Origin of the sequence: Gordonia sp. QH-12, assembly GCF_001578675.1 — a bacterium.
Lineage (GTDB): Bacteria > Actinomycetota > Actinomycetes > Mycobacteriales > Mycobacteriaceae > Gordonia > Gordonia sihwensis.
This window is the reverse complement of sequence record NZ_KQ969283.1, coordinates 228,593-242,911: the sequence shown is the minus strand read 5'-3', so window position 1 is coordinate 242,911 and position 14,319 is coordinate 228,593. Positions and strand designations below refer to the sequence as shown.

General features: G+C 66.7%; 15 protein-coding genes. 5 read left to right on the top strand and 10 right to left on the bottom strand.

The features are described 5' to 3' along the window. Positions 1-19 precede the first annotated feature (19 nt). Positions 20-1,117 carry a DNA integrity scanning diadenylate cyclase DisA gene (disA, locus tag Y710_RS03125; RefSeq protein ID WP_006894261.1) on the top strand — a complete coding sequence of 366 codons (1,098 nt, stop codon included), beginning with the start codon at positions 20-22 and terminating at the stop codon, positions 1,115-1,117. Between the two features lie 10 nt (positions 1,118-1,127). Here disA and Y710_RS03120 read toward each other — a convergent pair whose 3' ends face one another. Next, positions 1,128-1,883 carry a hypothetical protein gene (locus tag Y710_RS03120; protein ID WP_045536848.1) on the bottom strand — a complete coding sequence of 252 codons (756 nt, stop codon included), beginning with the start codon at positions 1,881-1,883 and terminating at the stop codon, positions 1,128-1,130. A 78-nt stretch (positions 1,884-1,961) separates the two neighbouring features. Next, positions 1,962-2,579: a carbonic anhydrase gene (locus Y710_RS03115; RefSeq protein ID WP_006894259.1), complete on the bottom strand. Its 618-nt coding sequence runs from the start codon at positions 2,577-2,579 to the stop codon at positions 1,962-1,964. A 10-nt stretch (positions 2,580-2,589) separates the two neighbouring features. On the opposite strand from Y710_RS03115, the gene Y710_RS03110 reads away from it, so the two are divergent. Further along, positions 2,590-3,456: an HhH-GPD family protein gene (locus Y710_RS03110; protein WP_082083865.1), complete on the top strand. Its 867-nt coding sequence runs from the start codon at positions 2,590-2,592 to the stop codon at positions 3,454-3,456. On the opposite strand, the gene Y710_RS03105 is transcribed toward Y710_RS03110, so the two are convergent. Then, entirely contained in the window at positions 3,439-4,233 is a 795-nt protein-coding gene (locus tag Y710_RS03105; protein WP_045536844.1) for an alpha/beta fold hydrolase, read from the bottom strand. The genes Y710_RS03110 and Y710_RS03105 overlap by 18 nt on opposite strands. A gap of 48 nt (positions 4,234-4,281) precedes the next feature. Between Y710_RS03105 and Y710_RS03100 the strand changes: the two genes are divergently transcribed. Both Y710_RS03100 and Y710_RS03095 read left to right on the top strand, forming a co-directional pair. Next, positions 4,282-4,587: an antibiotic biosynthesis monooxygenase family protein gene (locus tag Y710_RS03100; protein WP_045536843.1), complete on the top strand. Its 306-nt coding sequence runs from the start codon at positions 4,282-4,284 to the stop codon at positions 4,585-4,587. A gap of 100 nt (positions 4,588-4,687) precedes the next feature. Beyond that, the gene (locus tag Y710_RS03095; RefSeq protein ID WP_062366278.1) at positions 4,688-6,142 is read left to right on the top strand and encodes an aldehyde dehydrogenase; all 1,455 of its coding nucleotides are present in this window, start codon (positions 4,688-4,690) and stop codon (positions 6,140-6,142) included. Positions 6,143-6,217: 75 nt separating this feature from the next. On the opposite strand, the gene Y710_RS03090 is transcribed toward Y710_RS03095, so the two are convergent. After that, a complete protein-coding gene (locus Y710_RS03090) occupies positions 6,218-6,814 on the bottom strand; it encodes a TetR/AcrR family transcriptional regulator (RefSeq protein ID WP_062366276.1) in 597 nt (198 codons plus the stop codon). A 116-nt stretch (positions 6,815-6,930) separates the two neighbouring features. On the opposite strand from Y710_RS03090, the gene Y710_RS03085 reads away from it, so the two are divergent. Continuing rightward, a complete protein-coding gene (locus tag Y710_RS03085; RefSeq protein ID WP_039866630.1) occupies positions 6,931-7,647 on the top strand; it encodes a hypothetical protein in 717 nt (238 codons plus the stop codon). A 225-nt stretch (positions 7,648-7,872) separates the two neighbouring features. Here the strand turns inward: Y710_RS03085 and Y710_RS03080 are convergent, their stop codons facing one another. The 6 genes from Y710_RS03080 to Y710_RS03055 are packed head-to-tail and all read right to left on the bottom strand — an operon-like array spanning position 7,873 to position 14,307. Continuing rightward, positions 7,873-8,475 carry a hypothetical protein gene (locus Y710_RS03080; RefSeq protein WP_006894251.1) on the bottom strand — a complete coding sequence of 201 codons (603 nt, stop codon included), beginning with the start codon at positions 8,473-8,475 and terminating at the stop codon, positions 7,873-7,875. After that, the gene (locus Y710_RS03075; protein WP_006894249.1) at positions 8,475-9,251 is read right to left on the bottom strand and encodes a YfgM family protein; all 777 of its coding nucleotides are present in this window, start codon (positions 9,249-9,251) and stop codon (positions 8,475-8,477) included. Before Y710_RS03075 ends, Y710_RS03080 begins: the two co-directional genes overlap by 1 nt. Beyond that, positions 9,215-10,639, bottom strand: a complete 1,425-nt coding sequence (locus Y710_RS03070) for an MCE family protein (protein ID WP_006894248.1) — start codon at positions 10,637-10,639, stop codon at positions 9,215-9,217. The genes Y710_RS03075 and Y710_RS03070 overlap by 37 nt, the downstream gene beginning before the upstream one ends. After that, entirely contained in the window at positions 10,639-11,892 is a 1,254-nt protein-coding gene (locus tag Y710_RS03065) for an MCE family protein (protein WP_062366274.1), read from the bottom strand. Before Y710_RS03065 ends, Y710_RS03070 begins: the two co-directional genes overlap by 1 nt. Then, positions 11,892-13,148 (bottom strand): MCE family protein, encoded by a 1,257-nt coding sequence (locus tag Y710_RS03060; protein WP_006894246.1) that lies wholly within the window; start codon positions 13,146-13,148, stop codon positions 11,892-11,894. The genes Y710_RS03065 and Y710_RS03060 overlap by 1 nt, the downstream gene beginning before the upstream one ends. A gap of 1 nt (position 13,149) precedes the next feature. Continuing rightward, positions 13,150-14,307, bottom strand: coding sequence for an MCE family protein (locus tag Y710_RS03055; RefSeq protein ID WP_231649998.1), 1,158 nt, complete (start codon positions 14,305-14,307; stop codon positions 13,150-13,152). Positions 14,308-14,319: the final 12 nt, after the last annotated feature.

The window sequence follows — 14,319 nt, the reverse complement described above, 5'->3', positions numbered from 1 at the left end:
TACCGCTACCCTAGTTCAGGTGACCGACACCGTTATCCCCGAGTCCAGCCGCGCCGAGCAGATCCGTTCCGCGCTCCGCCGCGTGGCTCCGGGGACCGGGCTTCGCGACGGACTCGAACGCATCCTCCGCGGCGGCACCGGCGCGCTGATCGTCCTCGGATACGACGACGACACCGAGCGGCTCTGCGACGGCGGTTTCCACCTCGACATCGAGTTCGCCCCCACCCGTCTGCGCGAACTGTCGAAGATGGACGGCGCCGTGGTGCTCTCCGACGACGGCAAACGGATCGTGCGCGCCAACGTCCAGCTGATGCCCGATCCCACCATCCCCACCGAGGAGTCGGGCACACGGCACCGCGCCGCCGAGCGGACCGCCATCCAGACCGGGGTCCCGGTGATCTCAGTGAGTGCGTCGATGTCGATCGTGAGCGTGTACGTGGGCGGGCAGCGTCGCGTCGTCGAGAACCCGGACGCCATCCTCTCGCGCGCCAACGTCGCGCTCACCACGCTCGAACGCTACAAGTCTCGCCTCGACGAGGTCAGCAGCCAGCTCTCGCGCGCGGAGATCGAGGACTACGTGCTGCTGCGCGATGCGATGAGTGCCGCCCAGCGGATGGAGATGGTCCGACGCGTCTCGGTCGAGATCGACGAGTACGTCCTCGAACTCGGAGTCAACGGCAGGCAGGTGTCGCTGCAGTTGGAGGAGTTGATCAACGACAACGACACGATGCGCGAACTGCTGGTGCGCGACTACCACGCGAGCCCGGAGCCGGCCAGCACCGAACAGGTGCGCCAGATACTCGAAGCGGTGGAGTCGCTCTCAGACGCCGATCTGCTCGATCTGACGATGGTGGCCGGGGCCTTCGGCTACCCGACCTCGCTCGAGGCCCAGGACACCGCGATGAGCCCCCGCGGCTACCGTCTGCTGGCCCGCATCTCCCGCCTGCAGTTCGGCCACATCGACCGGCTCGTCCGTCATTTCGGCACCCTGCAGTCGCTGCTCGCGAGCAGCGCAGCCGATCTTCAGTCGGTCGAGGGCATCGGGAGCATCTGGGCCCGGCACATCCGGGAGGGGCTCTCGCGGCTCGCCGAGAGCAGCCTCGAACGGTTCGACTGACGTCGGATCGCTACTGCTGTGCGGGTGCCTGCGCCGGAGCGACGAAGTTGAACGTGATCGGCGCCGACTCGCGCTCGGCCAGCTTCGCGGTGGCCTGGTAGCCGCCCGCCGCCACCTGGACGCGCTTCTTGGTGCATCCGGGATTGCTGGTGGTGCCCGACCAGGTGATGGTGTCGGTGACCTGCTGGCCCGGCGCAAGAACCTGGATGTTCACGCCTTTGTCCGGCGCGCAGTCCTGCGCCGACCACAGCGTCCGGCTTCCGTCCAGCGTGCGGACGATGACGTTCTGGGCGGCCTTGCCCACGTCGCGCGAACAGGCGGCGAGTCCGCCGTTGGTGGTGACGATCGTGAAGACCGGCTGGTCGCCGACGGTGTATGTGGGCTTGTCCGTGTAGAGCACCACCGACAGGCTCTGGTCGGAGCATCCGGGAGCACCGGCGTCCGCGGCGGGTGCGTCGGACTGCTGCGCGGGCGCGGGGGCGGGAGCCGAGGGCGTGGCACTCGGATCGCCGCCCTGGCCGTGCTCGCCTCCGCCGCTTGGCGCCTCACTGCTCGGCGGGGCGCTCTCCACTGCGGTCGAAGGCGCCGCGGGCTCGGTCGAGGACTTCGCCGCGGCGTTCTTCGAGTCGGGGGTGCTGTCGGAACCGCCGCTGAGCCAGACGATCAGGAGGATGACCACAACGATCGCGACGACCGCCCCGACGCCGGCGACGAGGCGCCGGCGCCAATACACCTCGGGCGGCAGTGGTCCTTGCGGTTCAATCACGCCCTCAACGGTATCGCCGCTCCCCTGTCAAGAGCAGCGAGGCCGTCCGGCGTGTCGTCGATTCCGCCGACCGAGGGCTCACTCGCCGATGTCGCCGATCACCTCGACCATCTCGACCTGACCGTCTTCGAGACGGTACGTGAGGCCGACGACGGCGAGCGTCCCCTTCTCGACCCGGTCGGCGATGATCTGGCTGCGGTCCATCAGCAGATGCACCGTCTCCTTCACGTGCCTGCCGATGAACCCGTAGTAGTCGTCGATGCCCTCGGCGCGTCCGGCCAGAATGCTCGGCATCACCTTCTCGACGATCGTCCGCACGTAGCCGTTCGGGAGGGTGTTGTTGTCGAGGGACTCGAGCGTCGAGCCGACGGCACCGCAGCTGCTGTGGCCGAGCACCACGATCAGCGGAACATTCAGAACGTCGGGGCCGAACTCGATGGTTCCGAGAACCGCTTCATCGAGCACATGGCCGGCGGTGCGGACCACGAACATGTCGCCGAGCCCCTGGTCGAAGATGATCTCCGCGGCCAGCCGCGAGTCGCCGCAGCCGAACAGAACCACGTGCGGCTTCTGGCCGGAGACCAGAGCGGCCCGCTGGTCGCTACTCTGGTTCGGATGAATCGACCCCCCACCGACGAAACGCTCGTTGCCTTCTTTGATGACCTGCCATGCTTGCGCGGGGGTTAAGTTCTCCATGAGCGCAAGTATGCCACCGCGCGATGTACTCGATTGGTTCACCCGTGCCCGTCGACCGCTGCCGTGGCGCGAACCGGGCATACCCGGCTGGCACATTCTGATCAGCGAGATCATGCTCCAGCAGACTCCAGTCGCGCGCGTCCTCGAGCCCTGGCAGGAATGGGTGCGGCGGTGGCCGGTTCCGTCCGCGATGGCCGCCGAGACCACCGGAGAAGTGGTCCGCGCGTGGGGCCGGCTGGGGTATCCCCGGCGCGCGATGCGGCTCCACGAATGCGCGGGCGTCCTGGCCGCCGAGCACGGCGACGTGGTCCCCGACGACGTCGACACCCTGCTCGCGCTGCCGGGGATCGGCGACTACACCGCCCGCGCCGTCGCGTGCTTCGCCTACGGCCGATCGGTCCCGGTGGTCGACACCAACGTGCGCAGGGTGATAGCCCGCGCGGTGCACGGCCGGGCGCAGGCCGGAAATCCCGCCAAGCGCGATCTGGCGGAGGCCGCGGCACTGTTGCCCGACGACGGCACCGCGCCGACGTTCTCGGCCGCGGTGATGGAGCTCGGGGCGCTCGTGTGCACTGCGCGCAACCCGCGGTGCGAGGAATGCCCCCTGCTCGGCAGCTGCCGCTGGGTGGCGCGCGGACGACCCGCCCACGACGGTCCCCCGCGTCGCACCCAGAAGTTCGAGGGCACCGACCGCCAGGCCCGCGGACGGCTCCTCGATGTGCTGCGCAGCGGTCGCGGCCCCGTCGAACGCGCCCGCCTCGACCTCGCGTGGACCGCCGACCCCGCCCAGCGCGACCGCGCGCTCGACTCACTGCTCGTCGACGGGCTCATCGAGGTCAACGACGACGGATTGTTCTGCCTAGCCGGCGAGGCCTGACAGGAAGGCCTCCACCGCGCCCCGGTACACGCCGGGGCGGTCGTCGTGAACCAGGTGCCCGGCGCCGGGAACTCGCAGATAGGCCGACTGCGGGTACCGCGCCTGACCGCCGCGGACGGCCATGTCTGCCATCTGCCCGGGCGGCGTCACGGAGTGCTCCGCCTCCACCAGCAGCGCGGGCACGTCGACCGCCTCCCACTGCGCCCAGAAGTCTCTGGTGCCCCACTCCTCGGCTATCGCTGCCCAGACGGGGATGCTGCCGTGGAGGCGACCGTCGTCGAAGGCCTCGTAGAAGTACCGGCCGGCGACGTCTCCGAACATCGCGACCGCCTCGTCGAGCCCGGCGAATCGTTCGGGCCAGCTGTCGAACCACGGGGCCCAGTCGCCGGTGGTGCGGCCGCGGAAATCCGGCGCCATGTCCTCGACCACGATCGCGCTCACCAGTTCGGGGAACTCGGCTGCCGCGCACCACGCGTGCAGCCCGCCCATCGAGTGACCCACGAGTACGGCGGGTCCGCGGTCGATCCAGGTGATCACCTCTCCGACGTCCGCGACGAACCGCTCGGTGGCGATGTCCTCGGGCGCGGGCGGGCGCGAATCGTCGAACCGGCCCTGATGGTAGGCGGCGTCGAAGGTGAACACTCGTCCGTAGCGGCGCAGCCAGGGAATCTGACGGCTCCAGGTGCGTCCGCGGCCCATCAGTCCGTGCAGCAGAACGATCGCCCCGAGCCCGCCCTCGTCCCTGTCGAGGCCGCCGTAGTCCAGGAGTCCATTCACGACTCTCGACCCTAATCCGGCGGGCGGTTCGTCAGTAGGCTGGACGGCATGGCAATTGTGAAGATCAACGCGATCAAGATCCCCGAAGGCGCCGGCCCCGAACTGGAGAAGCGCTTCGCCGCGCGTGCGGGAGTGGTGGACGAGGCCGAGGGATTCCTCGGTTTCCATCTGCTGCGTCCGGTCAAGGGCGAGGACCGGTACTTCGTCGTCACGCATTGGAAGGACGACGCGAGCTACCAGGCGTGGGCCGGTGGCGATGCCCGCGCCGCGCACAAGAGCGACCGCAAACCCGTCGCCACCGGAGCCGACCTCCTCGAGTTCGAGGTCGTGATCGAGGTCGAGCCGAAGTCCTGACGGATCGTCACGCACACGTCTTTCGCGCCAAGACGCTGGCAGTGATTTAGAACGTGTTCTAGTATCGAGGAAATAAGGTTTCCCGATACTAGGAGCACGTATGACCGAGCCCATCGAGACCACCCAGCTCTACATCGGCGGGAAGTGGGTCGCACCGCATTCCTCGCAGATTCTCGAGGTGTTCTCGCCCGCCACCGGCGAGAAGGTGGGCTCGGTCCCGCTGGCCGACGAGGTCGACGTTGACAACGCCGTCCGCGCCGCCCGCGAAGCGTTCGACTCCGGCGTGTGGCGCAACACGCCGCCGGCCCAGCGAGCTGCGGTGATCCGTCGGGCAGCGGAGCTGATCAATGAGCGCGGCGGCGAGATCGGCGCCCTCGTCTCGGCCGAGATGGGCGCCACTCCCGGCGACGTCGCGACCCTGCAGCAGCTGGCCGGGACCGGGGTCCTGAACGCCTATGCGGACGCCGCCGACGCATACGAATGGGAGGAGAAGCGGACCGGCCTGTTCGGCGAGAGCCTCGTGGTCCGCGAGCCCGTCGGGGTGGTCGGTGCGATCATCGCGTGGAACGTCCCGCTGTTCCTTTTCTGCAACAAGTTCGGCCCCGCTCTGGCGGCCGGCTGCTCCATCGTGCTCAAGCCCGCCCCCGAGACGCCGCTGAACGCGAATCTCCTGGCTGAGATCTTCACCGAGGCGGGCATTCCGGAGGGCGTGATCTCCGTGGTACCCGGCGGCGTCGAGACCGGCCAGGCGCTCGTCGATCACCCCGACGTCGACAAGATCACGTTCACCGGCTCCACCGCGGCGGGCCGCGCCATCGCCGCACGCTGCGGTGACCAGCTCAAGCGCTGCTCGCTGGAACTTGGAGGCAAGTCCGCGGCCATCGTCCTCGAAGACGCCGACATCGCCGCCAGCGCGCCGATGCTCGTCTTCTCGGGCATCCTGAACTCCGGTCAGGCCTGCGTCGCACAGACGCGCGTGCTGGTCCCCCGCAGCAAGCACGACGAGGTGGTCGACGCGATGGTCGCGGTTGCCTCCACCTTCACCCCGGGACTGCCCGACGACCCGGAGACGAAGGTCGGCCCGATCATCAACGACAAGCAGCACGCCAAGGTCACCGGCTACATCGCCAAGGGCAAGTCGGAGGGGGCCACCGCCGTTCTCGAGGTGCCCGCACCGGAGATCGGCACCGGCAACTTCGTCGGTCCCACCATCTTCACCGGCGTCACCAACGACATGACAATCGCCCGCGAAGAGATCTTCGGTCCGGTGATCAGCGTGATCGCCTACGACGATCTCGACGAGGCCATCGCCATCGCCAACGACTCCGACTACGGTCTCGCGGGCTCGGTCTGGACCACCGACATCGACAAGGGTGTCGAGGTCGCCAAGCAGATCCGCACCGGAACGATGGGCATCAACTGGTACGCGATCGACCCGTCGTCGCCCTTCGGCGGCTACAAGAAGTCCGGCATCGGCCGAGAGAACGGCCGCGAAGGACTCGAGAGCTACCTCGAGCACAAGGCCATCCTCATGCCGATGGGTTACACCTCGTAGCGCTCCCTCCCAAGAGCCGGCGCCCGCCTCCGAATCACCCCGGAGGCGGGCGCCATTTCATTCAGCGCCTGCGGCTCACACCCCAGCGAACGCCCGGACAGTCCGCTCCGCCACAGCCGCGACGTACGCGGCATCGGCGACGTCGTCAGTCATCAGGATCCGGAAGTAGAGCGGACTCGCGGCGGTCTCCAGAAACTCCCGCACATCGGTAGTCGACGGGAGTTCCCCTCGAGCGACAGCGCGCTCGACGATGACACCGCTGCGCAGGAACCGCTCATCCCAGAAGGCGGCGCGAGCGCGGCGTACGTCGTCCTCTGCCACGTCCACCGTCACCGCTGCCTGCACGACCGCGCGAATCGCGCGGTCCCCCAGCGCCTCGACGATGCCCGACAGGAGCAGTTCGAGGTCGCCTCGCAACGAGCCGGTGTCGGGCGTCGCGACGTTCGTGCGAGCGAACCGAGTCAGGATGTCGCCGATGAGTGCCGCTTTCGTCGACCATCGGCGGTAGACGGTCGTCTTGTTGACACCAGCGCGATCCGCGACGTTGGTGAGTTGCAGTCCCGCGTACCCGACTTCCGCGAGGATCTCGAGCGTCGCCTGGTGAACCGCTGCGACCACCCGGGCGGAACGACCGCCCGGACGTCGACGTTCGGATACCGCATCGCCGGTCATCTCCGCTCAGCCCCTTTCATCGCCGCACTCGTCGCACCTCCGGACAAACGCAACTATAGTTGCTTTAAATTCCATTGGCGACCGACGGACGGAGCTTTCGAGTGAACGAGAACGATGTGACGATCACAGCCGTGATCGATGGCCGCAGAGTCGGCCGCGACGAAGTGCTCGCCTGGGAGGCGCGCCGGATCCCGCGAGCCTCAAGGAAACTCGGCATGAAGGCTCCCTCGGGTCCGGTCGAAGATATGCGGCGCGCGTTCTGCGATGGCAAGTTCGAGCTGGGGGTCGATGAGATCCGGCGCCGCCTGGCCCGCGACATCCGACTGTCGGATGCGGTCGCACGCGTCACCGGCGGGCTGTCGGGAGGTCGCAGAGCCACCAGCGTCTGTGATCTGTATGTAGAGGGCGGGGACGCTCAGGGGTTCGTGGACTGGTTCTCGGATGCGGGCCGCGACGATTATGCGTGGAGCATGGTCGTCGCGAGTCCGGACCACTTCATCATCGACAGCACGGCGGACGGCAGGCAGGAGGTGATCGAGACGACCGGTGGCAGTCCCTTCGCAACCCGGTTCTTCGTCGACTACGACGACACCTCCCGGCTGACCACCGCGCGGGATCCGGCGTTCGCACTCGAACTCGCCGGAGTCGCTCGGACCGGCGCGGATACGGCAGTCGGCGGCGTACGTCATCAGCTTCGCGACGACAGGTACGGCTTTCACCTCCGCGCGTGCGTGGAGTTCCCGAAACTCATGGCACCGCAGATGGTTAAAGAACACCGCTGGCATCTCGCGTGCGAGTTCAGCAATTGGATCGAAGGAGCCTTCTCCGCCTGACCGGTTGGACGGGCTCGAGTGAGTGCCGCGGTGGCGGTTCGCGGATCAGCGGATGTCACGCGGTTTCGACTCGCTTCGCTCGCTCAACCAGCCTGGGGGAAAGACCGCTCAACCAGCCTGGGAAGAGCCACTGGACCAGCCTGGGATGGACCCGCTCAACCAGCCTGGGACCAGCCTGCCGAGGGCTTCAACCAGACCGGAGCCGCTCGGAGAGCGGCGCGAGGCTCAGCCCGCGGGCGTCGACTGCGGTGCCGGAGAGCTCGGGGCGCTCGGAATGGGCACGGCGTTCGACGGCGGCGTCTCGCCACCGGACTGCACGTTCTTCTGCAGACTGTCGTCGGTGAGGATGTCGATCTCGTTGATCTTCCAGTCGTCGCCCTGCTTCTCCATGCCGAAGATCAGGCGGCTCTTGTCGACCTGAACGTCTTCGGCATTGTTCCGGGTCGACGACTGGTTGATGAACAGCAGCACCTTCGCGGTGTCGCGGGTGTTCTCCATGACGCCGGAGTCCTGAACCGTCACGACGGTCGAGACCCCCTCCTGCTTGACGCCCTCGGCCACCTTCGACTCGACGATGTGCTTCTGATAGTCCTTCTGGGCCCCGCCCGTGAGCCGGCCCATCGTGGTGTTGATGTGCGCGTCGACGGTCTTCGAGTTCCACGAGAACATGTCCACGACGTACGTCTGCGCAGCCGACAGCGCGGAGTCACGCGCCCGCTCCTGCGCGGCCGCGTTCGCGTAGACGATGCCCAGCGCGATCGTCACGCCGACGACGATCACCACGATCAATCCCAGTACCGGCAGCAGCCAGCGCTGCACTCGACTCATCACGCCACCCAATCGAAGTACGTCATCTTCAGCTCACCATTGATGCGTGTCATGTCCACGCGGGCGCGGAAGGTCGTCGACTCGCTGCTCTTCGGGTCGTTCTTCGGGTGGCCCTCCCAGCCGTACACGATGAGCACCGAGCCCTCGTCCTCGTCGGCCTTCGACACCGCGTCGGCGAGAATCGTCGTCTTGGTGACCAGGTCGCCCTTGCGGACCATGTCCGCGACCTGCTTCATGTTCTCCTGGAACATCTGCTTCGCGCGGCCACTGGTCTTGTCGATCGCGTTCTTGTACATCTGGTCGGCGTTCTGCGGGTCGAGCGTGGTCATCGACACCACCATCTGCTGGGCGAAGGTGGAGTATTCGGCCCGCCACTGCCGCTGCTGCTCGATCTGGTGGTACTGGTAGCCGAACACGCCCGACAGCACCGCGCCGATCACCAGGACGAGCGACGTGAGCACCACCGCGACGATCATCAGCTTCGAGCCGTCGCCGGCCTTCTGCCGCGTGGACTTGCGCACCACACCGCGGCTGCGCCGACGCTCACGGTATCCGGCGCTGCGCTCCACCTCTTCGGGGTCGGGCTCCGGTTCCGGTTCGGCGGCCGGGGCCTCGTCGACCGGCTCGGCCGGCTGCTCGGTCTCGGTCTCCACGGCCGGTTCGGCCTCGGACTTCTTCGGCTTCTTGCGTCGTCGGCTCAGCGGACTGGAGCGGCGGACAACGTCGTCTTCGGGCGAGTTCAGGACTCCACCGTCTTCGTGATCAGGTCGTACCATTTCTGCTTCTTGCCCTGCGCCTGCTGATTCTCAGCGGTCACATAGGTCTTTCCGTCGGGTCCGATGAATTGTCCCGTCTGCGGATCGTAGGTGGTCGCGTAGACCGCCGGCGACGGATCGTAGTCGCTCGGGGTTCCCGGCACCACGCGCCCGGCCGGCTGCTTCGGCAGGTCGGTGCCCGGCAGGCCGTTCGGGAAGGCGACGTTGTCGCGCTTGGAGGGAACGAAACCGGTCTTGCACTCCTCGGGTGTCGGAGCACGGCGGCCCGGATACTCGACGCACGGGAAGTTTCGTGCGCCTCGGACCGCGGCCTGAGCGTCTTGCGGAAGCCGGCAGAGCAGGCCCGGCGGCAGGTCGCGGGCATCCTGCTCTGACGGGAAACGCCATTGGTCGGTCGGCATGAACCCGACAGTACAGGTCGGCGGATCCTGGAAGCCGAGCGTGAAGTTCACGTTGGGACCGTGCCGGTTGGAGCCGGAGTTGATCGCGGTGATCAGCGCGGAGAGCACGCGCGGATACAACACGATCGTCTGCCGCAGATTCGGCAGATACACCGCCTGCGTGTGCGCGGCCACCGACAGATTCGAGATCGCCAGCGGGAACGAGTCACTCATGTCCTCGAACAGTTTCTGCGCCTGCGACGCCACACCGGGACCCTTGGCGAGGATGTCGGTGATGTCGGGGCGGCTGGCGCGGAGCTGATCGGTCACCTTCGTCAGATCCTTGGTCCACGAGCGGATCTGGTCGGCGGTGCGGTTCTGGGTCGCCAGTATCGGCCCGGCCTGATCGACCAGATCGATGGTGGCGTCCACGTTCTTGTTCAACGCGCCGACGAAGAGCACCATCGAGTCCATCAATCGCTGAAGATCCTCACCGGTGCCGTTGAACGCGGTGAAAGCCTCGTCCATCACCGAGCGGAGCTTGGTGTCGCTGACCTGGTTGAGCAGCGCGTCGGCTTGGTCGAGCATCGAGGAGATCTCCACCGGGACATCGCTGCTCGTGACCGTCGCACCATTGCCCAGGTTGTCGCTCGACGGGTTCTTGGGCGGCTCGAAGTTCACGAACTGCTCGCCGACCGCCGAGACGCTGCGGACCGAGGCCGCGGAGTTCGCAGGGATGTCGGTGCCGGAGTCGATCGTCAGCGTCGCCGAGACGCCCGTCGGCGTCAGACGGACGCCGGTGACCTTGCCGACGTCCACCCCGCGGTAGCTGACGTTGGCGTTCTCGTAGAGGCCACCGGTCGACGGCAGTTCCAGCGTCATCGTGTAGGTGCCGATCCCGAACATCTGCGGGAGCCGGATGTAGAACACCGCCATCGCGACCATCGAGATGACCGTGACGATGCTGAAGATGATCAGCTGCACACGGACGAAATGCGTGATCTTCATCAGTTGCCGCCCTGGATCTTCGGAAGCAGGTCGAGCGGCGAGGGATTCGCCGAATTCTGCTGCTTACGCTCTGTCGGCCCCTTCTTCAAGGGCGCCGAGTACGGATTCGCACCCTGCTTGGCCCCACCCGCCGGCTTGCCGACGACGGTCTCCGGCCCGGCCGCGGTCACCGAGGCGACCATCGTCTTGCCCAGTCGGTTCCAGGTCAGGTCGAGCACGAGATCGGAGTTGACGTAGTCGCCCTTCACGATCGTCGGAATCAGATCCTCGACGAACGGGAAGGTCAGCAGGATCCGCAGTGAGTTGGTGAGCGCCGGACCCGTCATCGACAGCTGATCGAGCAACTCGCGCACATTCGGCACGATCGTCTTGATGTCGTCGCTGTTCTCGCGGAGCACCTCGTTGGCGGTGGCCGAGAGCTTGCCGACCCCGTCCATCGCGCTGGTCAGATTCTTGCGCTGATCCACGAGCAGTTGCAGAATCCTCGGGCCGCTCTCCAGCGCACGCTGGACGGTCGGCGTCTGGCGGTTGATCGTCTCCGCCAGCCGATCGAGGCCGGACATGGCGTCGATGATGTTGTCCGTCTGCGTGTTCAAGTCGGAGACCAGGGTGTTCAGCCGCGGGATGAGGCTCTTGAGCGTCCCCTCGTTACCTCCGACGATCTGGTCCAATTCGTGGACCACGTCGCCCATCTGCGACAGTCCGCCGCCGTTGAGGACCACCGACAGCGAGCTCAGCACCTGTTCGGTGGTCGGATACATGCACGGATCGACCGTCTGCGCCGAGGTGATGTCGGGGATCTTCTTGGGATCGGTCTGGGCCAGGTTCTGCTGCTCCGGGCAGTTCGGCAGCGCCAACGAGCCGCCTTCACGGAGATACTGCCCGCTCGGGTGGTCGGGCGGAACGATCGCGATGTGCGACGAGCCGAGCACGCTGGTCATCCCGATCATCGCGTGCGAACCGACCGGCACCTTGACGTCCCCGTTCAGTCGGAGCGTCACCTTCGCGGTCCAGTCGTCGATCGTGATGTCGCCGACGCTGCCGACGGTCGCGTCGTTCATCATCACCGGCGCGTTGCGCACCAGGCCCGCGGCCGACGGGATGCGAGCGGTGATCCGGTAGGCGTCCGAACCCGTTCCCGCGGCGCCGACGGCCGACACCGTGGAGATGGTGCCGCTGCTGCAGCCCGCCATGACGGGGACGACGATGAGGCCCGCACACGCCACGGCGGCGACCAACTTCTTCGACCTCATCAGCCCTCACCTCCGAACGGCACCAGCAGCTTCCCCAGCGGATCGGGATTGGCGTTGCGGCTGGCCGCATCGCGCTCACGCACGCCGGCCTGGGCGCGCTGCTTCACGCTCTCGTTCTGGTAGGTGATCTGGTCCGGATTCGCCGTACGCCCGATCACCGGGTTCGCCATGAAGGGCGGGTAGTTGACCACGACGTCCTTCATCACCGGACCGATGATGTCGACGCACTGCTCGATGTCCTTCTCGGTGTCGCCGGGGCGAGCGGTGGACGCCATCGATCCGCACAGCAGCGTGATCAGGTTGTTGCCCATGCCGAGACCGAAGACGCCGTCGAGCGACCCGGTCAGCGGGTTGTAGATGTTGAAGAAGTTGGCGAGCTGGTTGGGTGCGGAGTGCAGCAGGCCGCGCAGTTGCTCGTCCTTGCGCTTGAGCGTGCCGGTCAGCTGCGCCAACTTGCTCATCGTGGAGGTGACGACGCCGCTGTTGGTCCCGAGGAAGCCCTCGAGCTCACCGACCGCCTCGTTCAGATTCGTCATCGCATCGCCGAGATCGTCGCTGCTGCCTTCGAGCACGCTGCTGACGCTGGCCATCCGCCCGTTGAACTGCACCAACTGCTCGTGGCTCGTCGAGAGTGCGTCGGTCAGCTTCTGCAGGCTCTTGATGGTGGCGAAGACATCGTCGCGGTTGTCCGACAGCGTGCCCATGACCGTCGACATCTGCTTGATCGAGTCGGCGATCGCCTGGCCGTTGCCCGACAGGTTCTTATCCATCACGTTGATGGCGTCGGCGGCGGTGCCCGGCTCGGCGCCGTGCGGGCCGACGGCCTTGGTGAGCTCGTCGAGTTGCTTCTTGACGTCGTCCCACTCCATCGGCACGGCCGTCCGCTCCATCGGGATCGAGTCGCCGTCCTGCAGCTTCGCGCCCTTGTCGTACACCGGAGTCAGCTGGATGAACCGGCCGGACACGAGCGACTGCGCGACGATCACGGCACGCGCATCGGCCGGGATCGGGGTGTCGTCGTCGATGCGCATCGTGACCTTGACATCGCCGCGACGGGTCTCGATGGACGAGACCTTGCCGATATTGACGCCGATCACGCGCACCGGGTCGCCGCTGTAGAGGCCGCTCACCGACGGGAAATAGGCGGTGATGGTCCGCGTGGTCGCCTTCTGGACGCCGAGGAACACCCCGACGGCCAGCAGCACCAGTACGACGACTCCGGCGATGATCGCCCACACTCGTTTCGAGATGCCCACGTCAGCCTCCCGTTCCGTGACGCTGGCTGGGGTTCAGGTCATTGTTGTTCTGCGGTTGCTGCGGGATGGGCGTCGGGTACTGACGCTTGGGCGAGGGACGTCCCACGTCCGGGGCGCCCGCATCCGGCCCCTGGTTCCAGTTCTTCGGGAACAGCGGGTTACCCGAGTACTGGTAGAAGTACTTCGCCGCCTCGGGGTACTTGCGCTGCAGGACCTTCAGGAACGTGCCGAAGTAGTCGCCCCACGTCGGCAGTCCGACGAGCGAGGAGAAGTACGGTCCCGAGCTGACCGCCTCACCGAGGATGTTGGCGTACGGACCGAGGTTGTCGATCGCCTTGCCGAAGTTCTCCTCGTTGTCGTTGAGGATGTCGAGCACGCCGTTGAACTTGTCGAGCACCGGCTTCAGCTGAGCGTTGTTGTCTTCGACGAACCCGGTGATCTCGGCGGTGACGTCCTTGGTCCCCTTGATCACCTGACGCAGCGCTTCGCGGCGGATGTTGAGCTCGCCGAGCAGTGCATTGGCGTCGATCAACATGTCGCGGATCTGGTTGCTGCGCTGACCGACGATCTGGGTCACCCCGCGGGCCTGCCGCAGCAGGTCGCTGAGCGCGTTGTCGCGATCCGCGATCGCCTTCGACAGCCGGCTCACCCCCTCGACGGCCCCGCTGACATTGGCCGGTGTCTTCGAGAACGTCTCGGTGAGGGTTTCCAGCGCCTTGTTGAGCTGATCGGTGTCGGTGGTCGCCAGGGTGGAGGTCGCATCCTCCAGAGCGTCCGACAGCGAGTACGGCGACACGGTCGAGTCCACCGGGATCGACCCGCCGGGCTTGATCCGGCCGGTGCCGATCGGTGTGATCGTCAGATTGCGCCGTCCCAGGACGGTCTCGGTCTTGATCGCCGCGCGGGTGCGATCGCCCATGACGACCGTGTCGTTGAGCCGGAACCTGATCTTGGCCTTGAGTCCCTGATCGGTCTCGGCCAGGCTGATGCCCTCGACGGTGCCGACGTTGACGCCGGCCACCAGCACCACGTCCCCGGTGACCAGACCACCCGCGTCGTCGAAGTAGACGTCGTAGGTGCTGATCTGCGAGAGATACGGCAGCCGGTCCATCTGCATGGCCATGATCACGACCATCGCGGTGATGAGTGCGCCGATGATTCCGACCTGATA

What these genes read in the sequence shown, in the direction of transcription:
- Y710_RS03115 (WP_006894259.1), bottom strand. Translation starts at nt 2,579, where the DNA reads ATGGAGAACTTAACCCCCGCGCAAGCATGGCAGGTCATCAAAGAAGGC.
- Y710_RS03110 (WP_082083865.1), top strand. Translation starts at nt 2,590, where the DNA reads ATGCCACCGCGCGATGTACTCGATTGGTTCACCCGTGCCCGTCGACCG.
- Y710_RS03100 (WP_045536843.1), top strand. Translation starts at nt 4,282, where the DNA reads ATGGCAATTGTGAAGATCAACGCGATCAAGATCCCCGAAGGCGCCGGC.
- Y710_RS03095 (WP_062366278.1), top strand. Translation starts at nt 4,688, where the DNA reads ATGACCGAGCCCATCGAGACCACCCAGCTCTACATCGGCGGGAAGTGG.
- Y710_RS03090 (WP_062366276.1), bottom strand. Translation starts at nt 6,814, where the DNA reads ATGACCGGCGATGCGGTATCCGAACGTCGACGTCCGGGCGGTCGTTCC.
- Y710_RS03080 (WP_006894251.1), bottom strand. Translation starts at nt 8,475, where the DNA reads ATGAGTCGAGTGCAGCGCTGGCTGCTGCCGGTACTGGGATTGATCGTG.
- Y710_RS03075 (WP_006894249.1), bottom strand. Translation starts at nt 9,251, where the DNA reads ATGGTACGACCTGATCACGAAGACGGTGGAGTCCTGAACTCGCCCGAA.
- Y710_RS03070 (WP_006894248.1), bottom strand. Translation starts at nt 10,639, where the DNA reads ATGAAGATCACGCATTTCGTCCGTGTGCAGCTGATCATCTTCAGCATC.
- Y710_RS03065 (WP_062366274.1), bottom strand. Translation starts at nt 11,892, where the DNA reads ATGAGGTCGAAGAAGTTGGTCGCCGCCGTGGCGTGTGCGGGCCTCATC.